This is a genomic window from Marinomonas sp., assembly GCF_965225885.1.
In the GTDB taxonomy this organism is placed as follows: domain Bacteria; phylum Pseudomonadota; class Gammaproteobacteria; order Pseudomonadales; family Marinomonadaceae; genus Marinomonas.
This window is the reverse complement of record NZ_OZ245329.1, coordinates 3,676,699-3,694,065: the sequence shown is the minus strand read 5'-3', so window position 1 is coordinate 3,694,065 and position 17,367 is coordinate 3,676,699. Positions and strand designations below refer to the sequence as shown.

28 protein-coding genes are annotated in these 17,367 nt (G+C 46.8%); 27 read left to right on the top strand and 1 reads right to left on the bottom strand.

Annotated elements, in window-relative coordinates; all coding sequences use genetic code 11:
* Positions 1-4 precede the first annotated feature (4 nt).
* Positions 5-346 (top strand): hypothetical protein, encoded by a 342-nt coding sequence (locus ACO05V_RS17580; protein ID WP_421854542.1) that lies wholly within the window; start codon positions 5-7, stop codon positions 344-346.
* 358 nt (positions 347-704) lie between these two features.
* Here ACO05V_RS17580 and ACO05V_RS17575 read toward each other — a convergent pair whose 3' ends face one another.
* A complete protein-coding gene (locus ACO05V_RS17575) occupies positions 705-1,256 on the bottom strand; it encodes a hypothetical protein (RefSeq protein ID WP_421854540.1) in 552 nt (183 codons plus the stop codon).
* 53 nt (positions 1,257-1,309) lie between these two features.
* On the opposite strand from ACO05V_RS17575, the gene ACO05V_RS17570 reads away from it, so the two are divergent.
* From ACO05V_RS17570 to ACO05V_RS17445, 26 genes are all read left to right on the top strand, one after another.
* The gene (locus ACO05V_RS17570; RefSeq protein WP_421854537.1) at positions 1,310-1,477 is read left to right on the top strand and encodes a DUF4113 domain-containing protein; all 168 of its coding nucleotides are present in this window, start codon (positions 1,310-1,312) and stop codon (positions 1,475-1,477) included.
* Between the two features lie 109 nt (positions 1,478-1,586).
* Positions 1,587-2,153, top strand: coding sequence for a helix-turn-helix domain-containing protein (locus tag ACO05V_RS17565; protein ID WP_421854534.1), 567 nt, complete (start codon positions 1,587-1,589; stop codon positions 2,151-2,153).
* A 368-nt stretch (positions 2,154-2,521) separates the two neighbouring features.
* Positions 2,522-2,815, top strand: a complete 294-nt coding sequence (locus ACO05V_RS17560) for a phage holin family protein (protein WP_100637260.1) — start codon at positions 2,522-2,524, stop codon at positions 2,813-2,815.
* Positions 2,812-3,330 (top strand): hypothetical protein, encoded by a 519-nt coding sequence (locus ACO05V_RS17555; protein WP_421854531.1) that lies wholly within the window; start codon positions 2,812-2,814, stop codon positions 3,328-3,330. Before ACO05V_RS17560 ends, ACO05V_RS17555 begins: the two co-directional genes overlap by 4 nt.
* Positions 3,327-3,641 carry a hypothetical protein gene (locus tag ACO05V_RS17550; protein WP_421854528.1) on the top strand — a complete coding sequence of 105 codons (315 nt, stop codon included), beginning with the start codon at positions 3,327-3,329 and terminating at the stop codon, positions 3,639-3,641. The genes ACO05V_RS17555 and ACO05V_RS17550 overlap by 4 nt, the downstream gene beginning before the upstream one ends.
* A 296-nt stretch (positions 3,642-3,937) precedes the next feature.
* Positions 3,938-4,513, top strand: coding sequence for a hypothetical protein (locus ACO05V_RS17545; RefSeq protein WP_421854525.1), 576 nt, complete (start codon positions 3,938-3,940; stop codon positions 4,511-4,513).
* Positions 4,514-4,571: 58 nt separating this feature from the next.
* Positions 4,572-6,341, top strand: a complete 1,770-nt coding sequence (locus tag ACO05V_RS17540; RefSeq protein WP_421854522.1) for a terminase gpA endonuclease subunit — start codon at positions 4,572-4,574, stop codon at positions 6,339-6,341.
* On the top strand, positions 6,341-6,574 hold the full coding sequence (locus ACO05V_RS17535; protein ID WP_421854519.1) for a hypothetical protein: 234 nt from the start codon (positions 6,341-6,343) through the stop codon (positions 6,572-6,574). The genes ACO05V_RS17540 and ACO05V_RS17535 overlap by 1 nt, the downstream gene beginning before the upstream one ends.
* Positions 6,571-6,768, top strand: a complete 198-nt coding sequence (locus ACO05V_RS17530; RefSeq protein WP_421854516.1) for a hypothetical protein — start codon at positions 6,571-6,573, stop codon at positions 6,766-6,768. The genes ACO05V_RS17535 and ACO05V_RS17530 overlap by 4 nt, the downstream gene beginning before the upstream one ends.
* 1 nt (position 6,769) lies before the next feature.
* Positions 6,770-7,924 (top strand): phage portal protein, encoded by a 1,155-nt coding sequence (locus tag ACO05V_RS17525; protein WP_421854514.1) that lies wholly within the window; start codon positions 6,770-6,772, stop codon positions 7,922-7,924.
* A complete protein-coding gene (locus tag ACO05V_RS17520) occupies positions 7,872-8,627 on the top strand; it encodes a S49 family peptidase (protein ID WP_421854511.1) in 756 nt (251 codons plus the stop codon). Before ACO05V_RS17525 ends, ACO05V_RS17520 begins: the two co-directional genes overlap by 53 nt.
* A 9-nt stretch (positions 8,628-8,636) precedes the next feature.
* The gene (locus ACO05V_RS17515) at positions 8,637-8,981 is read left to right on the top strand and encodes a hypothetical protein (protein WP_421854508.1); all 345 of its coding nucleotides are present in this window, start codon (positions 8,637-8,639) and stop codon (positions 8,979-8,981) included.
* A 65-nt stretch (positions 8,982-9,046) separates the two neighbouring features.
* Positions 9,047-9,316, top strand: a complete 270-nt coding sequence (locus ACO05V_RS17510) for a hypothetical protein (RefSeq protein WP_157808010.1) — start codon at positions 9,047-9,049, stop codon at positions 9,314-9,316.
* A complete protein-coding gene (locus ACO05V_RS17505) occupies positions 9,316-10,302 on the top strand; it encodes a major capsid protein (RefSeq protein WP_421854505.1) in 987 nt (328 codons plus the stop codon). The genes ACO05V_RS17510 and ACO05V_RS17505 overlap by 1 nt, the downstream gene beginning before the upstream one ends.
* Positions 10,303-10,351: 49 nt before the next feature.
* The gene (locus ACO05V_RS17500; protein ID WP_421854502.1) at positions 10,352-10,705 is read left to right on the top strand and encodes a hypothetical protein; all 354 of its coding nucleotides are present in this window, start codon (positions 10,352-10,354) and stop codon (positions 10,703-10,705) included.
* 3 nt (positions 10,706-10,708) lie between these two features.
* Positions 10,709-11,278 carry a phage tail protein gene (locus ACO05V_RS17495; protein ID WP_421854499.1) on the top strand — a complete coding sequence of 190 codons (570 nt, stop codon included), beginning with the start codon at positions 10,709-10,711 and terminating at the stop codon, positions 11,276-11,278.
* Positions 11,279-11,761 (top strand): hypothetical protein, encoded by a 483-nt coding sequence (locus ACO05V_RS17490; protein ID WP_421854496.1) that lies wholly within the window; start codon positions 11,279-11,281, stop codon positions 11,759-11,761.
* On the top strand, positions 11,745-12,362 hold the full coding sequence (locus ACO05V_RS17485) for a phage baseplate assembly protein V (RefSeq protein ID WP_421854493.1): 618 nt from the start codon (positions 11,745-11,747) through the stop codon (positions 12,360-12,362). The genes ACO05V_RS17490 and ACO05V_RS17485 overlap by 17 nt, the downstream gene beginning before the upstream one ends.
* A gap of 10 nt (positions 12,363-12,372) precedes the next feature.
* Positions 12,373-12,570 carry a hypothetical protein gene (locus ACO05V_RS17480; protein WP_421854490.1) on the top strand — a complete coding sequence of 66 codons (198 nt, stop codon included), beginning with the start codon at positions 12,373-12,375 and terminating at the stop codon, positions 12,568-12,570.
* A 21-nt stretch (positions 12,571-12,591) separates the two neighbouring features.
* Complete coding sequence (locus ACO05V_RS17475) at positions 12,592-12,951, top strand: hypothetical protein (RefSeq protein WP_421854487.1); 360 nt, start codon at positions 12,592-12,594, stop codon at positions 12,949-12,951.
* On the top strand, positions 12,923-13,924 hold the full coding sequence (locus ACO05V_RS17470; protein WP_421854484.1) for a baseplate J/gp47 family protein: 1,002 nt from the start codon (positions 12,923-12,925) through the stop codon (positions 13,922-13,924). Before ACO05V_RS17475 ends, ACO05V_RS17470 begins: the two co-directional genes overlap by 29 nt.
* Positions 13,884-14,546 carry a phage tail protein I gene (locus ACO05V_RS17465; protein ID WP_421854482.1) on the top strand — a complete coding sequence of 221 codons (663 nt, stop codon included), beginning with the start codon at positions 13,884-13,886 and terminating at the stop codon, positions 14,544-14,546. The genes ACO05V_RS17470 and ACO05V_RS17465 overlap by 41 nt, the downstream gene beginning before the upstream one ends.
* Positions 14,533-15,585 (top strand): phage tail protein, encoded by a 1,053-nt coding sequence (locus tag ACO05V_RS17460; RefSeq protein ID WP_421854479.1) that lies wholly within the window; start codon positions 14,533-14,535, stop codon positions 15,583-15,585. Before ACO05V_RS17465 ends, ACO05V_RS17460 begins: the two co-directional genes overlap by 14 nt.
* A gap of 474 nt (positions 15,586-16,059) precedes the next feature.
* Positions 16,060-16,398, top strand: a complete 339-nt coding sequence (locus tag ACO05V_RS17455; protein ID WP_421854476.1) for a hypothetical protein — start codon at positions 16,060-16,062, stop codon at positions 16,396-16,398.
* A 70-nt stretch (positions 16,399-16,468) separates the two neighbouring features.
* Positions 16,469-16,660, top strand: coding sequence for a hypothetical protein (locus ACO05V_RS17450; RefSeq protein WP_421854473.1), 192 nt, complete (start codon positions 16,469-16,471; stop codon positions 16,658-16,660).
* On the top strand, positions 16,660-17,322 hold the full coding sequence (locus ACO05V_RS17445; protein WP_421854470.1) for a hypothetical protein: 663 nt from the start codon (positions 16,660-16,662) through the stop codon (positions 17,320-17,322). The genes ACO05V_RS17450 and ACO05V_RS17445 overlap by 1 nt, the downstream gene beginning before the upstream one ends.
* Positions 17,323-17,367: the final 45 nt, after the last annotated feature.

The window sequence follows — 17,367 nt, the reverse complement described above, 5'->3', positions numbered from 1 at the left end:
ATAAATGAAAACACTTTACTTTAAAAGAGTATTTATAGTCGTAATGAGTGTGTTGTTATTTGTATGTATTTTCTTGTCTGATATGGAAGGTTGGGGGGCGATTATCGGGACAATTTTAGTGTATTTTTATATGGCAAATATTTGTTATTCATATGTATTTAAAAAAGATATAGTTTTGGCTGGTGCAACTCTTACATTGGAAAATCCATATCTACGTATGCTTACGTTTTTAACTTGTCTCGTATTTCTTGTATCAATGGTATTGGATTTATTAGGGTACGTTGATCTATTCGATAGTGCTAAGATGGAAAAAAGTATGCGTAAATTGATGTTTATGAATAGTTAGCCGCTCCTAATTATCTGGGGCAATTGGGTTAGATAAACAGCTCACTTTGACCCTTTCAGATTTCGCCTCATTTCTGGTCACAAAACCGGAGCTCGACCAAATCATCGAACGAGTCAAAAACGCCACAGGCCGACACTTTGGGGAAGGTTAGTATTCTTAAGTTGTTGCAATATGTTTATAGGGGCGCTAAGATTAATTTATTGACGGAGACGTCATATGGATGCAGCAGAGTGAGTCACATCACACATCCGGCTACCGTAAAAGGTCGAGGGCAACCCGGTAAAGGCTTTCTGAATATCGGGCATAGGCTCAAAATTTGAATCAATGCTCGACGGAACCCGCTTTTAGGCGGGTTTTGTTATTTCTGGGGTTTGGGAAGTGGCTTCCCTAACCTAAGATTCTTCGCAATGTTGAAAAAATTCACCTTGTCCAGCTTGGGCATCACGTTCTCAGGATAAGCACTGGTAATGTGTATCCTCATTAGCTTTTTCTCTCGATACATCTTAAAGGGCACGAAATAGATGATTTGCCCTTCTTCCTCTGTGTTGATGGTGACAGAGGCATAGCTTCCATAACCTGCGTGTCCTATGCGGGTTTTCTTGTCTCCAAAGGCATCAACAATTTGTCTCAAATACTTTTTTGATAATTCATATCGAACAAAGCAAAACGGCCTGCTTTCTTTTAGGGTGTGGTACATCAGATCCGCTTTTTCCGCTTCTGTTTGATGAGGGTAGTCTTTTGCGAAGCAGTGGAATGAGTAGGAAACCACAAAAGTATAGGTTTCTTTTTTCCCGTTTCTGGTATCGGAGTAAGTCGCTTCATGGGCGTCTAGGTGGCTAAGATCGTATACTTGGCCGTCTGCATCGGTAAACGGTCTCCACTTAGCTACCTCGTCTATCTTTCTCCGCATTCCTCGTCCCAATTTATCAAGAGTAAAGCCGAGTAATATACCTTTGAACAGTTATGAATTCCATGTTGGCGAAGGAGAGCAGTCTTGCATGCCGCCTCATTTCTGGTCGAAAAATCGGAAACGATGCTAATTCGCATAGTTCAAAACAGCGTGAGCATCTATTGCCAGGCTACACGACCAGATGGGATGAACTGCCCAAGGTTTGGTTATTATTTTTTTAAGGTAATTGTTTCCAGAATGGAAAGTGTTAATTCTTTTTGATAATTTGTTGATTCTTTTTGGTGAAGTGTGATATCTTTTTTGTATCGACTTTGATAATCAGGAGCAGTTATGTTTGGGCTTAATAATGAAGAACCAAGAGTGACATCAATTAATACAATTAGTGCGATTATACTTAAGGAGCTTAGGCTTGAAAGGAAGATGCACCAAGCGTTGTTAGCTGATCGAGTTAATAAAACTGCCAGTGCATGGAGTAAAATTGAAAATGGTAAAGCAAGCATTGATGTTGCATTACTATATCAATGTGCTGTAGCTATGGGGTTGGCTGCAATGGATATATTAAGCATCATCGATAGGCATGCTCAATTTCTTTCAAGTTCAGGTTTTCAAATACTTTTTAATTCTGATCCAGAAACCGATGACCTAAGAGAAATTGCAGATGAATACTATAAATCTCCGGGTCACAAACTTTTAAATAAGCTATTCAGTAATTTTCAAGGTGTTTCGGTGCAGGGGGGGCCATCTAGAAATTCAGAATATAAATTGGTTTGTTTAGATGTTTTTAGATGTGCAGTAGAGCCTGAATTTAGAAAGCAAATGAATGATGAGACATTGGAGATAAGGCCAAATGTGCCTCATGTGTTCGGTTCTGCGATGGCTTCTTCTATCTTTAATTAAATTGGGGTGTAATATTAAAAATACCACCTTCGGGTGGTTTTTTTGTGCCTGAACAAAACATATTCATCAAAAAAACACCTGTGATTTGCCGCCAACATGCCGCCATTGAGTTGTTTAGGCGCTTTGCTCTAGCCCAATGCCTATAAGGGTTTATACGCAAAATGTCGCTTTCATAAGAAGAGAACGACATTTTGTTTTTTCGCGCGCAAGGCTTGCAAGCCTATGAGTTAGGCGTTAAATTATCCCCACGCTGTTAGTTTTGTATCTAACGGCAACACAACTTATCAAGCCTCGCCAAGTGCGGGGCTTTGTCATTTCTGGGCCTCGCATTTTGCGGGGCTTTTTCGTTTCTGGACTGGACGCACCATATGAAATTCCTACCGGATGAGCTCCTACAAACAGCGGCATTCGTCATGGTCGGTGTGCTAGGTGGGGCTGTGAAATATCTTCGTGACTTTCAACAGAATTCTAAAAAATTCTCATTAATTCATATGCTTATCGCGGTTTTTACTGGCGGCTTCTTGGGCATGTTGACGTTCTTTCTATGTACGTCGATGAACATGCCGCCAGCAATGACAGGCTTTATGTCAGGTGTTGCGGGGCTGATGGGTGATGAAGCGATCAAACTATTTATCAATCGATTCAAGCGAGGCTTGCAATGAGTTTAAACCTAGAACAATTGCGTGAGTATGTGGTGTTACCAACGCTTTCAAACCTTGGAATGTACAGCGAAGCCGCAGAACAACTGGTTATGGGAACAATCACGCAAGAGTCACGAGCCACGCACCTTAAGCAGCTTGGCACAGGTCCAGCACTTGGCTTGATCCAAATGGAGCCAGCAACGCATGCGGACTTATGGCGCAATTTCATTAAGTACAAATCCTCACTGCAGGATGATCTTCGTGCCTTGCTAAGTGGTGAAGCCGATAGCGTGTATGAAGTGTGTGGTGTGCCTGATGAATTGGAGCTGATGAGCAACATCAAATACGCCGTGGCCATGTGTCGTGTTCATTACTGGCGTAAGCCTCAATCATTGCCTGAGGCCAATAATATCAAGGCTTTGGGCGAATATTGGAAAGATCATTACAACACAATTCATGGCGCTGGAACGGTGCATGAGTTCGTCAATAACTTTCCGTTTGAGCTGTACGGAATCGATAAGGAGCAATACGTATGAGTACGATTTTAAAAGGCCTGCTTGGCTTGGTAACGGGTAATTTGCCAGGCTTGATCATGAGTTTGGCGTTTGATGCACTGAAAGCCACCATCTTAAAAATCAAATGGGAAATCGTTGTTGAACGGTTTGTAAGTCGAGCTATCACTATTGGCCTTCGTTGGCTGGAAAAACGCTACTCAAATAAGCTTTTGATTGCCACTGTTGACTCGATTTTAGAGCAGCTTGGCGACCCAGAAGTTGGCCTTCCAAGAGTCAAAGAACAAGACGCAAAAATTCAACGTAAAACGACCCCTAGAAACCGTGAAAATTAGGGTGATTTTGGCCTGTTTTTGACTGTCTATTTTTACTGCGATTTTAATGACAAAAACAGCCAGCGTGTATTTTGAGTGAAAAACGCTTAAAAATGGCTGTTATTACGTCATTCCTGACTGCTTGGTTAATGTTTTGTGTTGTCTTTAAGTTGCTGATTTATATAGAAAAGGTACTCGCCATAGGGGCCTTTTCCTGCGGGTCTAAGACTCGCGGGGTCACAGAAATTTTTTAAAATATGGCTTCTATTACCCGTTCCCATTTGACCATCATTCTTGTGAATAGAGGGTGAATATTCATGACGACTAAAATACAGCTTGCCGCTGCTTTGGATGTGAATGTTAAGACGATTCGGAATCATGAAAAAGACGGCTATACCGTTGTTCGCGATGACTCTGGAGACATCGACATTGAAAAATCAGTGCATGCTTATGTGGATTATCTGTCAGAAACTGTTCGGCAGTTGAGAGCAAATAATGGGCGGAAAACGGGGGGAAGCAGTAGAAACAGTAAACAGTCAAAAACCCTTGAAGATTGGAAAAAAGAGAAGGAAAAGCAGGCGGCGATAAAACTGCATCTACACAATGGCCGTGAAAGCGGTGAATTAGTGCCTTATGACGCCTTGTTAGAGTTGGTAAATGGCCCACTTTCTATGTTTAGAAGGCAGCTTTTAGACGTACCTAATCAGTTACAAAAACGCTTAAAGCTTTCACCTAGAGAGGTGAAGTCTATTGAGCAAGTGGTTGAGGGCGCTTTTGACAGTTTGAATGAGCTTGGAAATGATGAATTACCGTCGCTTATCGAGAACATTCTCGAAAAATATTCTAAGCATTACGTCCCCGCCGAAGAAGATACCGTTAATACCGTGGAGTAAGGAAAACTATAACTCCGATGCTCAGATATACCCGCCTAAGTCGTTTCAAAAGGCGTGGTTGCTGGCGCTTGAATCGCCTTACATTGAAAAAATCGTTCTTTCTAAAAGTGCTCGTGTTGGTTACGCCATATTTATAAACACGTCTGTGGCGTGGCTGGTATCTAACGATCCTGGCAACATCATGATTGTACAGAACACGCAAGGCGATGCGGAAAAGTTCGCGACGAAAGAGATAGGTAAGGTGTTTAATCACTGCGCGCCAGTGATATCCAAGCTATACGGTAAAAACACTACCACTGAGAAAAGCTTTTTCGGTGGTGACTTGTCAATCGTTTGGGCCACGTCTGCCAGTAGCTTTCGCATGGTGACGATCAAATATCTTTTCATGGACGAGATATCGGGCTGGCCGGATAACGTCGATAAAGAAGGTGACCCAATTGATTTGGGTATTACGCGTACCGAGAGTGAAGGGCAACGCAAAATTGTGCTTGGCTCCACACCGAAAGAGGCGGGGACTTGTAAGATCACCCGCGAGTTTTTGCAAACCGATCAGCGTTATTTGTATGTGCCTTGTCCCCATTGTGGTTTCAAACAGCGCTTAAAGTTAGAGAACTTTCGATACTCGCCCAAGCACTACAAAGACGCCCACTTCGTTTGCACACATTGCAGTGGCAAGATTGAAGAACACCATAAGTTCAACATGGTGGAAGCGGGCGAATGGCGCGCCACACGAGAATTTACATGCTGTGGCGTTCATCAAACCCCAGAACGATGGGACGAAACAGGCTCGGCGTTATGTTGTGAATGTGGCGAACCGGGCGACACCAACGAGCGGGGCAAAATAGACGCTGGATTTCACATTTGGTCGGCCTACAACGACAACCCCAACACCTCGTTGCCATCAATCGCCGCCGAATACGACAAGGCGAAAAAAGACCCGCGCAAAATGCAAACCTTCATGAATACGAAGGTGGGCGTGGAGTACTCGGACGCTTCACGAGCGCACAAGCTCAACAACTTTGAAGAGTTGTATAAGCGGCGAGAATACTACTCGCCCATGGAATCTTTGCCTGAGCAAGTGCGCTGTGTTTTGGCGACGATTGATACCCAAAAGAACCGTTTCGATTATCACTTTTGGGCAGTCGGTGAGCGTGGCGAAATGTGGGCAATTCACTATGGCAAAATCCATGGTGACCCTGAAGATGTCTCGACCCAACAAAACCTCATCCGCGAATTAGAAACCGAATTCACCTTATCCGATGGGCGAACCATTGGGGTGTTTGCGGCGGCCATGGACTGTAACGGCCATGCGTGGAAAGCCATGCTGGAATTTTGCGCGCCGTATCAAGGTTGGATCTTTGCCATTCGTGGGGAAGGGAATTCAAAAACCAAATTCAAGCCAGAATTCACACTCACCTACAAGGTTCACCCCGAAGCACGATGTGAGTATCGCAGCCTTAACGTTCATCAACTGAAAAACCGCGCGGCAGAGCGATTGAATAACGAAATGCCGGGTAAGAACTACATTCACTTTCCCGTAAACGATGTATTCGATTTGGTCTATTTCCAAATGCTGACCGCCGAGGAATTGAAAGGCAGTGGTAGCAATGTGAAGTGGGACAAAAAGCCGGATCAAAAGCGCAACGAGCCTTGGGATTTACTGGTTTATGTGTTGTGGCTTTACGACTTCTTACGGCCTGAAATCAAAGACGCTTCACCACAAGAACCGCTTGGGTTGATCGATCCAAGCGCGCACAAGCTCACCGAAGAAAGCATCGAAACCGACTACGGCGATTACTACGAAACGTCAGATTATGGAGACTACTGATGACGATCTATTCTACTGATGACAACTTAAAAATCGTCCAACAAGCCATTACCGATTTGGTGAAAGGTCAGCGCAAAGTTCGTGTCGAATACACCACGCCACAAGGTGGCCGAACTTCCATGCAATACACAGAAGTGAGCTTGTTAGAATTGCGTTCTTTAGAGCGCCAAATGATCAGCGATTTGCAAGCCGTCCCGCTGATGCAAAGTGTCGATGTCGAGGTGATATTTTGAGTTATTCCAGTGTTGCTAAATCGCCCTTATTCAAAGGTGCTGAGCTGCATGATAACGAGAAAAGCGAAAACGTTCTTTTAAAAGAAATCACCGCCAGTCATCACCTTATTCGCAATAACCCCTTGTTGCGAGTGGGCGTCTCGCTTTCGTGCAAGCTGTATTGGTGGCGGCGCAAAGCCTGTTTTCGATCCTAATTTGTTCAGTGAGTCGTTCATTCAGAGTTTTGAAGAATGGACGCTTTACTGTGACTTTTACGAAAACACCAACTTTGCAGGCGTTCAGGCATTAGCCGTTATCACCATGTTATTGGATGGCAGCGCGTTCATTGTGCGTCGTCGCACCTTGCACCGTATACCTTTGCAAATACAGGTTGTTAGTCCGTTAAGTTTGGCGATTGGCTTAGAGCAAACGGGGTCGGGGAGTTACGTTCGTGGCGGCATCATGTACGCCAAAAACGGCAAGGTTAAGAAATACGCCTTCTATAAACTGCCACGAGATCACCCAGACTTTGACGAAGACTCGGTGAACTGGATACCCGCTGAAGATGTGATCCACCTTCGTGATGTGGTGCATGTATCGCAAAGCACAGCACAGCCTTGGATTTCCCCAGGGGCCGACTTCGCCAAGCAATATCAAGACAACCAAACCGTCGAGATTAAATCTCGGATGAAGCGAGTTGGCCAACAAGTCTTTGCCTTAAAAGACGCCGAAATCAGCCAAACCGCAGGTGGTCCAGCTCATCAAAAACCTCCGCAACGCCTTGTTCATCATGCGGGTGGTGTCACCTTCTTAAATGGTGTGAAAGAGATCAAAACCGCATCCCCCACTGAGATAGCAGGCAACTATCAAGAGCACAATAACCAAGTATTGCGAATGATTGCGGGGCTGTTGGGCAACACTTACGAAATGCTAACGGGGGATTTAACGCAAGTTAACTACTCCAGTATTCGTGCGGGCATGATCAACCACCGTCGGCTAATTGGGCAATTACGAGAGATCGTCTTAGGCCCTGGGTTCAACAGAGTTATTGGCTGGTTTATCGATGCGTTCCATCTTGGTACGTCTGAGAGTTTGCTCAACTATTTCGAGAACCCTTATACCTATCTCAACCCCACATGGATTTGGCCAGAATGGGAAGAAATTGACCCACTCAAAGCCGCCAAAGCCTTGGTGCTGGAAGTTCAAAATCACATCACTTCCTTAGAAGAAGTCTCAAATGGTCGTGGCAAGACTCTCGATCAACATTTAGACGGCGTACAGCGAAGCCAAGAAGCAAAACAAGAGAGAGGAATAGACAATGCGGCATCTTCTGCAGTTGATGACGAACTCCCCGATGATGATGACGATTGACGCTCATCAAGCCAACTTTGAGTTACTCAAACAGTTTTACCAGAACCCAAGCCTGTTTTTAGGCGGCGAAAAAAGCGGACGAGTCGACACCTTTTGTCACTTGTCTGTCTTTGGTCCCACCTCGCACCGCTTCAATGGCTTAGACGCGAATTGTAATGAAATCCTGTCTTATCGTGACTTGCGGCAAAGCTTCAATGTGCTTGCTCAAGACAGTGCGGTGAAGAAGATCTTTGTGGAATTCGACGGCCCCGGTGGTGAAGCGTCTGGCTGCTTTGATCTGGCTAACTTGATTAAAGAAATCGGTGCCATTAAGCCAGTAATCGGCTTCATCAATGGTGGTTCTTACTCTGCCAATTACGCCTTGGCCTGTGCTTGTACCGAGCTGTACGCCAGTCCACACAGCATGGCCGGTTCCATTGGGGTGATCTTTGGTCGCCGTGAAGTTCATAACGACAAAGAGACCATTACCTACTTCACCACAGGCGAAGCAAAGGCCGATGGGTCACCGCATTTGGCATTGAGTGAGGCCGAGCGAGAACGCCACCAAGCCATGGTGAACCAGTTGGGGGATGCCTTTTTTCAATTGGTGGCTCAAAACCGAGACGTTGACGCGGCTCACGTTCAAGCACTGCAAGCCAAGATGTTTGGTGCTCGCGATTTACTGGCCCACGGCCTAATTGATGGCATCAAAACAGAGGAATAGATTCATACCATGATGACAGATTCAAAACACAAGCGAATAGTCGCTGAAATCAATGCCGCTCACGAAGCGGAAACCAGCGACCTTAAAGCGCAAATCGTTGCGTTACAGCAATCGACCGTTGCGCAAGCGACCGCACATACCGAGCTGGCGCAGAAGATTAATCATCTTGCTAAAGCGGCAGGCGTACCAGAAATGGCGGGTCAGCTTATTCAAGACAACGCCAGTGAAGAAGCCGCGGCAAAAGTCTTGAAAGAAGCTGCCGCGAAAAAGGACGAAGAAATTTCATTAACCAGCGGTTTGGAGTCTCACAAAGACGAGAGCTACGAAATGCTGCAACTGATTGAGGAAGCGTAATGCAAGAGATTAAAAATAAGGTCTCCGACTCGTTAATACTCCTTTGGTCCCACGAGCGTGGCGAGATGTGCATCAAACAAATTGATGCCGCTAAGGATCAGCCAGAATGGGCCATCGTCACTAAAGACGGTGAGGCGCTGGATATAGAAGCGGAAGGCTACGACGGCAGTGATGCTTACGGCATTCATGCTGGCGGCGGCAAGGTTTACTGGGCGCACTCGGTATTCAATACGCTTTATATTGCATGGCCAGACGGGGTGACGGAGCCGATTAAAGCGGCCATCACAGAACAGCTTGAAAAAGCATTTATCGTTATCAAAAAAGGGTCACAGTAATGGAAGATTTATTCGATCACGAAGCGTTCTCGCTGAGCGCGTTAACAACGGGTTTTAATGCGTCCGTTCACATTGATGCTGCCGTATTGAGCATGTTCACGGTGGAAAATGTTGAGCACCGTAATGTAATGATCGTGAAGTCTGGTAAACAGCTTCAAGTCTTGATGCCAGGTGAAATTGGCCAAAACCCAAACATCGACGAACACGATGCTGAAAACGCAGTGCCAGTGCGTCTGATTCGTTATCCGTTTGAAACACAAATTGTTCCGAGTGATTTGTCACGCATTGGTTCATTACGTGATAAAAAGATCAAAGCGCAAGAGCTGGCGTCTTTGGTCAAAAGTCAGATGAGCAAGCACAAAGACAATCACCGCTATACCGCCGCTTATACGGCGTATTCTGCATTGAAAGGCAAAGTGAAAAACAAGAAAGGCACCGTGCTGGTAAACTTGTTTGATGTGCTGGGTGTGCAAGAGCGCAAGCTGGATTTGAAACTCGGCACAGCGGGAACTGACGTACCAACCTTGTTGAAAGGGCTTCGCAAAGCCACCGTGGACAATGCGAAAAAGCATGGTCATCTTACTTTGCAGGGCGTCGAGTGTCGCATTGGTCAGGAAATGATTGAGCGCATTCTGAATCACGAGAGTATCAAAAAGTTTTACAGTGAAGAAATTCACGCAAAACGCGTGGTTGCCTTTGCTGATGATCCAAGTGAAATCAACATTTGTGGTATCAAGTTTGTTTCAGACGAAGCCGATGAAGTGGCTGAAAAAGGTGCTTCTTATCCGCTGGGTGTGAAAGGCTTGTTTGGTATGTTGCGTGCGCCAGCGGATGTGCTGCATGCCAGCTCAGCCAAAGCCCGTGAGTGTCATATCACCACAGAGCCAATGAAGCATGACGAAGGTTTGGAAATCCGCTCCCGCGCGATTTACTTGCCGATCGCTCGTGATCCATCTTTGTTAGCCGAAATCTACAGCTCTAACTAACAGAGCGTTAACTTTCCCAACTCCTTATCTTTTGACCTATGAGGCGCTTATGAATCTCAGTCATCGTGCTGTCTTAGACGAACTCAAAAGCGACATTGATAAAGAGTTTGGGCAAGACGCGATATGGATATCGCAAACCGGTGCTACAGGCACCATAACAGGGACGTTCTCATTCATTGAAAGCGATGTGAACACCACATCGAAATCAAAAACCGCAGGGCAACTGCATGTTGATGTGATCACCGCGACCTTTTGCGTATCACCCAACCATTGCCCCTGTGAAGAGGGCGACCGCCTCGAAATAGACGGCGTATCCTATCTGATTTTGCCGTTTCAACAGGGCGAGTATGAAATCGTGCTTCCCTTAAAAGTGACGCAAAAAAAAGACCACAACTGGCGTTAATCCATGAACCTACAAATAGACCTAGGGGACGGCGTTGCCGAGCTAGAAGAACAATTAGAGCTGTCTATTCGTCAGCTGCAAAAAGCCGTGACACGGACGCTTAAAAAAGTTGCGCGCTGGTTAGAAACCCAAACCAAACGAGAGCTAGGTGTGGCCTTGTCGGTGCCTCAGCGTGTTTTGGCTGCGCGGTATTACAAAACCTTTTACATCAAAAACGGCAAGCGCACGGTCAACGTGTGGTTTGGTTTAGCGCCCATATCAGTAGCGGCCTTGGGTAAGCCTAAGCAAACGGACGTTGGCGTCAGAGTCGGCAAGCATCACTTTATTGGCGCCTTTATCGCCACTATGAAAAACGGTCACAGCGGTGTATTCAAACGCAAGCATGACAAGGGCGGCAAACGCTCGAAACGCGCCGATGGGCAATGGACAGAGCTTCCCATCGTAGAAGAAAACTTCCTCATTAATGACATTGCTCAGCCCATCATAGAGCGTTATCACGTGCGAGCCGAGGCGCGCTTTCGCCAAATCCTAAAGCAAGAAATCAACTTCGCTATGAACGTCGAGGGGAAATGAGTGCTAGCAAATATCAATTTAAGCGATGTACACCAAGCCATCATCGATGCCCTGAAAGTGCGTTTTCCTAAAGTCACTATCGACAGCTATGACCCAAGCGAGAATCTAGAATCTCTTGCTCCAGCCTGTCTTCTAAATATTGAAGAGCTGCCAAAAGCGCCAGACGTAGGCGATGGCCGTTATCCCGTCGTGGCGCAATTTGCCATACATTGCGTGCTAGGGCGAGAAGTGCCAAGCCTGCAAATGGAACTCCAAGAGTTTGCCGTGGCTGTGTCCCAGTTCGTTTATGAAAAGGGCATTTGGCTAAAAGGTTCCGTGTTAGAGAGGCCATTTAGCATTGAGGCGTACCCTGGCAATTTTCGCAAAGACACCCGTGGCGGTTTTGATTCGTGGGTAGTGAATTGGGAACAAAAGCTCTACCTCGGTGAATCCTCTTGGCAACCTGAATTAGATAAAGGGACCTCTAATGCGCCAACTGATTGAAGCCATGGTTCGGGATATGTTGCAACCGTATCTCGATAGAATCGAAGACTTAAGCGAAGAAACCGAAGACCTAAGGCGACGCCTGCAAAGCATTATTCGCCTTGGTCGTGTCATTGCCGTTCACGAATCTGGCAACTTGATTAAGGTCCAGCACGGCCAACTTAAAACGCCTTTCATCCGTTGGTTTGCCTACGCCGCTGGCGAGACTTCAGATTATCGATGTCCATCCGAGGGCGAACAGGCGGCATTACTTAACTACGGTGCAGGCAATAACGGCACGCAAACCGTCGCGCTGATTGGATTGTTTAGCGATAACTTCCCCGCGCCAAGCAATGATCCAAACGAGATTGTCCGATGTTATCCAGACGGTTCGGTCGTTTCCTATCACGCTAAAAATCACCTTCTTAAAGTCGAGGTGAAAGGCGATGTGGTCGTTAATGTCGATAAAACCGCCAAAGTAAAAGCGGGTGGTGAAGTCACCGTAGACGGCAGCAAGATCAAGCTCAATAAAGGTGTTGGCGTGGTAACCGGTGCTCACAAATGCATGATCACAGGGTTACCCCACGCTGATTGTTCATCCACCGTCACTGCTGCGAAGTAAGGTTTTCAATATGGCATTAAATCCTGAACAACTCGCCACAGACATAGAAGCCGCGATGAAAGCCAAAGGCTTTGAACCGCTGGCCAGCAAAGCCGCGGGGCATGAATGGTGGTTGGCGTTTGCTGAAGGCATCGTTAACCACATTACTCAAAATGCAGAAGTGCCAGTAGAAGGTGGCTCTTCAGCAGGTACTTATAAAGTCACTTAACAACAAGAACAGGTGACCTAAATGATTGGCATCGACCGCAAAACAGGCCGAAGAATTGAAGGCTTTGATCAACTCGTGAGCCGTATTACCCAAGTCATGACCACGCCCAAAGTAGGCCGAGCCAAACGCCCCAACTTTGGCAGTGAGGTTCGTCAATACATGGGCGCGAACATGACAGACAGCATGCTTATTCGTCTTCAAGCCGCTGCTATTGCCGCCTTTTACGAACCAATCAACGGCCTAACGGACTTTGTGCCGTCGCGCTGTGTCGCCAAGCGATTAACCAACGGACTCGCCCTATATTTTGAAGGTAAGTGGAATGGACAGACTATTAAATTTGAGGTGCCGTTAGATGTTTCCCCATCAAAATCCACTGCCTAAACCGGAGATTATCACCACCCCGAATTTCGATGATCTATTCAAAACGGTTAAAAAAAGCGTGCTGTCGTACTTGTCAGAAAACGCACCCGATGACGTGGCAGGCGTAACAGAAACCTTTGAAAACGAAGCCGAGCTGTTAACCAAATTTACTCAGGCGTTTACCGTCATACTGCAAAGCCAATTCAGACAAATGAACGCCCAAGCATTGCAGATGTTCGGCATGTACGCGACCGACGACAAAATGGTCGATCTTATCGCCAGCCAATTGGGAGTAGAGCGGCAAATCTTGGACGAAGGCGACCCGAACGCGTTTCCCCCAGTGCCGCCAACGGTCGAAAGCAACGAGGCTTTGCTGACACGTTACTACCTAGCGGCTTACGCATTGGCCACAACCGGCACGCGATCGGGTTACCGATTTAACGCCATGACGCTTGGCGGTCGTCCCAAAGTTACGGTCGAAAGCCCAACTCAAAGCAAAGTTGTCGTGACATACGAATTCGAAGCGCACGAGATGGCAGGGCAAACAAAAGACGCTCAAGCACGACGCGTTGCACCTGGGGAAGTGGATTGCTTCATATTGTCCCACGCAAATAATGGCATACCAGCAAGTGAATTGATTACCGCAACACAGCAATACATGCAGCGGGACGACATCGCCCAAGAGACCGATTTACTCACAGTCAAAGCGCCCACGATAAAGCCTTGGTCTTGTGAAGCCGTGCTGTATATCCGAACGGGTCCCGATGCCGATATGGTCAAAGCCGCCGCTGAAAAAGCCGTAAAAGAATACGCTGAACAACAACACAGACTAGGCGGTAGTATCGAGCTGTCTATGTTGTACAGCGTGCTCCTAAAAACAACTGGCGCCCATCGAGGCGACATACTGCAACCCACTCAGCCATTGCGTTGCCAATACAATGAGGCGCCTCACATTGAGTCAGTCCAAATTACCGTCAACACTGAAAACCTATAGTGTTTTACCCGACAACCGCAGCCCATTAGAACGCGCGTTAGAACTTGCTCTTAGCGAAGCTCTGTACTCGATTGATCATCCATACCCTGAATTACTAAATGCACAGAAAACGCGAAAAGAGGCGATCGCAACACTCGGTATCGATCGACAAGTGCCTGTATGGGATTCGACCGACACCGAACAAGTCAAAAGAAATCGATCAGAACAAGCATGGCGAAACAGACAACTAAGCGGCACAAGAGCGGGGTTTGTTAAAGCACTCGAACAAATGGGATTTGGAGCGGATGTTACGCCATGGTTTAAAAAGCCTTCGGAACTCGACCCCTATTATTTTCAAATCTGGGTTTATGCTTCTGATCGTGTATTAACCCCAGAAATAAACGCTCGCATAGACCAACTTCTCATCGAAATGAAGTCAGAGCGAGATTCATACGTTATGGATCTTGCGCGTGAATCGATTGCCTCGCCACGCATTGCCGTGGCCGCCGAGATTGGTGTCACTATCACATCAACGCCATTTGTTCCCGCAGGTAGTGAGGCAAATGCATTAACCCACACAGGCATTGCCCAACATCTACGAATCATTTCCACATCGGAGCCAGCAAGAAATGAGCGACTTTAGAACCTATATCACGCAAACAGGCTTTGGTCTTGAGCGTGATGCAAAATTTAATAACACCCAAGTGGATTTAGCCGTGTTAGTGGTTGGCGATGGCGTTTTGCCAGATTCCGCCTCACCAGCCGAAAGAACCGACCTAATACATCAAGTTCGCGAATATGCCATTACCATAGAAAAAGATGAAAACGACCCAAACGTTTGGATCGCGCGAGGCGAAATACCTGCCAGTGATGGCGGATTTTTTATAAAAGAAGCGGGTGTTAAAACCACCGATGGCTATCTATATGCCTATGCTCGCCAAGCAGGTGACTACAAACCTCTGCTAGAAGAAGGACAGGGCAAAAGCTACACCATTCGCCTTAAATTTATCCCAGGAAACGCGGATGCCATTCAAATTAAAATTGACCCTTCTGTTCAATTTGCTACGCCGACAGACTTGGATAATGCCGTTAAAGCGCATGTGGAGGAAGAAGATCCTCATAATGTGGTAAGTGATTTATGGACAAAATTGTCTGCAAAAATATGTCCAATTGGGGTGCCTCTTCCATGGCCAACTGACTTAGCCCCAGATGGTTGGGCTGTTATGAAGGGGCAGTCGTTTGACACGATTTTGTATCCAAAATTGGCGCTTGCTTATCCTGATGGCATTATTCCCGACATGCGCGGGCTAGCAATTGTCGGCGCAAAAGATGGCGAATCTGCGCTGGCGTATGAAGCCGATGCGGTTAAAAATCATGGTCACGCTGGTTCATCTGTCTCTAGCGTAGATTTGGGATCTAAAACAACATCGTCGGCGGGGAATCACCGTCACCAACATAATATGCCTGCATCGTGGAGTATAACTGGGGCGGGTAACGTTACGTTTACATCTGGACAATATGCAGGCCCAAGTGGGTTCTCAAACTACACATCTTACGGAGGCACTCACTCTCATAGTGTATCAATTGGCTCTCATTCGCATAGCGTTTCGATTGCCAGTTTCGGCGCAACGGAAAATACAATCAAAAACCGTAAATTTAATTATATAGTGAGATTAGCATAATGAATACTTTTCAAAAAAAGACTACCTCGATAGAAGTATCATGTTTTTCAGAAGACGGTTTTTGGCTAGGCAACAGGCAACAGGCAAGAGCAAGTAGTAAAAGGGACGTCATTAGGCCCAGATTGCACGACCAATATATACGTCCCTTCCAAAGATGGTCTAACAGGAAAATACGATTCGGTAAACGATACGTGGGAAGAGATTGAAGACAACTCTCATATTGAATTTTTCGATGAAAACGGTGGGCGATATAAGTTAGGTGTTCCTGGGAAAGATTTTCCCGATTGGGCAATCCACGAAACACCGCCCAATCATGACCCTGAAAAAGAAACGGTATTATTTAAAGACGGCGGCTGGAAGGTTTTTGACATCCAGATCGGCAAACCGTTTTGGGACAAAAATGGCGTACAACAACTTGTTGCAGAATTTAATTTTACATTACCAGATGAATGTACGTTTGAAAGTCCGCCAGATGTGGAAGAGGGTTACGCCGTTCTTTTGGTCGAGGGGGAATGGCAATCACTGGAAGATCACCGTGGAAAAATAGCGTATAAAAAATATGGATCAGGCGCATTTGAAATTGAAGAGCTTGGTGAATTACCTTCTGATGTTTCTTTAACGCCTCCATGCACTCCAGAACCCACTTTCGAAGAACGCTTTGCCTCAACCATCGCCCAGCGCGAAGCGGCATACAAAACCGAATCTGATCCGCTCTACATGGAATGGCAATACGATGGCACAGCCGAAGCCGAGCAAAAATGGCGCGATAAAGTCGCCGAGATAAAAGAGCGCTATCCCTTACCAACGGAATAACAATTTCTAGTTAAAAAACTCAACAAACACCCAGCCGCATTAGCGGTTTTTTTACGTCTGGAGAAAGCCCATGACCACGAAACAGCCGCCTAATCCTCGGCAAAAATACACCGTACTCTCGCCTTACCAATGCCCAAATCACAAGCATTGGCACGAAAATGGCGACACGGTCGAGCTGCTTCCGTGCGAAGCGGATTTCCTAATCCTCAGTGGCAAAGTCGCCCTCGCGACCACCACCGCTAAACCAAAAGGAGAGGCGTAATGCCAGAAATTGCATCCTTTGTACACAACGGCATGAGTGTCGAAACCCACTCCGCGCCGCCACCAATGGGGCCGCTGGGCAGTGTTGTTTTGGGCGTAGTCGGCACCGCGCCAGACGCCGACCCACTGTGGCCGAAAAACAGCCCAATCCGCATTGCCAACATGGGCGCGGTCGCCAAGCTAGACATGGCAGGCACCGAACGCGGCACGCTTTACCGTACTTGTTACGAATTGCTCCGCATTGTTTCCGTGCCGGTGTACGTCGTTATCGTCGAAGAGGGCACAGACGCTGCAGACACAACAAATAAGGTAATAGGCAAAGTCGATCCCGCGACAGGCCAACGAACAGGCATCCAAGCCTTAAGCGATTGCCAAGAAGTGCCAACGCACATCGCCGCGCCGGGCTTCAATACCAAACCCGTGGCCGATGCACTCGCCGCCATGGGTAAACGCCTGTACGCAATCCCCGTTGGCACCGACCTAATGGACACCCACGAAGACGAATGGGAACGCACAATCTTTATTAGCTCAAGCTGTTCCGGCTTCACCAAAGACGAACTAGCACGCCTCAGCCTTCCAGATTGGAACCAGCTACAGGAGCGCCTTATCGATTTTTTGGAAAGACCGGCGGATTACTTTCGCCCAAAGACGTCGAAGTTCTAACCGACGTCATCCCGCTGGTTTACCACGTTCCACCATCCGAAATCC

Bases quoted from the DNA above. Each gene is read 5' to 3' on its own strand.
- ACO05V_RS17445 (WP_421854470.1), top strand. From the start codon at position 16,660: ATGCCAGAAATTGCATCCTTTGTACACAACGGCATGAGTGTCGAAACC.
- ACO05V_RS17545 (WP_421854525.1), top strand. From the start codon at position 3,938: ATGACGACTAAAATACAGCTTGCCGCTGCTTTGGATGTGAATGTTAAG.
- ACO05V_RS17500 (WP_421854502.1), top strand. From the start codon at position 10,352: ATGAATCTCAGTCATCGTGCTGTCTTAGACGAACTCAAAAGCGACATT.
- ACO05V_RS17460 (WP_421854479.1), top strand. From the start codon at position 14,533: ATGAGCGACTTTAGAACCTATATCACGCAAACAGGCTTTGGTCTTGAG.
- ACO05V_RS17515 (WP_421854508.1), top strand. From the start codon at position 8,637: ATGATGACAGATTCAAAACACAAGCGAATAGTCGCTGAAATCAATGCC.
- ACO05V_RS17470 (WP_421854484.1), top strand. From the start codon at position 12,923: ATGTTTCCCCATCAAAATCCACTGCCTAAACCGGAGATTATCACCACC.
- ACO05V_RS17580 (WP_421854542.1), top strand. From the start codon at position 5: ATGAAAACACTTTACTTTAAAAGAGTATTTATAGTCGTAATGAGTGTG.
- ACO05V_RS17450 (WP_421854473.1), top strand. From the start codon at position 16,469: ATGACCACGAAACAGCCGCCTAATCCTCGGCAAAAATACACCGTACTC.
- ACO05V_RS17570 (WP_421854537.1), top strand. From the start codon at position 1,310: ATGAATTCCATGTTGGCGAAGGAGAGCAGTCTTGCATGCCGCCTCATT.
- ACO05V_RS17555 (WP_421854531.1), top strand. From the start codon at position 2,812: ATGAGTTTAAACCTAGAACAATTGCGTGAGTATGTGGTGTTACCAACG.
- ACO05V_RS17485 (WP_421854493.1), top strand. From the start codon at position 11,745: ATGCGCCAACTGATTGAAGCCATGGTTCGGGATATGTTGCAACCGTAT.
- ACO05V_RS17535 (WP_421854519.1), top strand. From the start codon at position 6,341: ATGACGATCTATTCTACTGATGACAACTTAAAAATCGTCCAACAAGCC.
- ACO05V_RS17505 (WP_421854505.1), top strand. From the start codon at position 9,316: ATGGAAGATTTATTCGATCACGAAGCGTTCTCGCTGAGCGCGTTAACA.
- ACO05V_RS17510 (WP_157808010.1), top strand. From the start codon at position 9,047: ATGTGCATCAAACAAATTGATGCCGCTAAGGATCAGCCAGAATGGGCC.
- ACO05V_RS17575 (WP_421854540.1), bottom strand. From the start codon at position 1,256: ATGCGGAGAAAGATAGACGAGGTAGCTAAGTGGAGACCGTTTACCGAT.
- ACO05V_RS17480 (WP_421854490.1), top strand. From the start codon at position 12,373: ATGGCATTAAATCCTGAACAACTCGCCACAGACATAGAAGCCGCGATG.
- ACO05V_RS17475 (WP_421854487.1), top strand. From the start codon at position 12,592: ATGATTGGCATCGACCGCAAAACAGGCCGAAGAATTGAAGGCTTTGAT.
- ACO05V_RS17495 (WP_421854499.1), top strand. From the start codon at position 10,709: ATGAACCTACAAATAGACCTAGGGGACGGCGTTGCCGAGCTAGAAGAA.
- ACO05V_RS17560 (WP_100637260.1), top strand. From the start codon at position 2,522: ATGAAATTCCTACCGGATGAGCTCCTACAAACAGCGGCATTCGTCATG.
- ACO05V_RS17550 (WP_421854528.1), top strand. From the start codon at position 3,327: ATGAGTACGATTTTAAAAGGCCTGCTTGGCTTGGTAACGGGTAATTTG.
- ACO05V_RS17565 (WP_421854534.1), top strand. From the start codon at position 1,587: ATGTTTGGGCTTAATAATGAAGAACCAAGAGTGACATCAATTAATACA.
- ACO05V_RS17520 (WP_421854511.1), top strand. From the start codon at position 7,872: ATGCGGCATCTTCTGCAGTTGATGACGAACTCCCCGATGATGATGACG.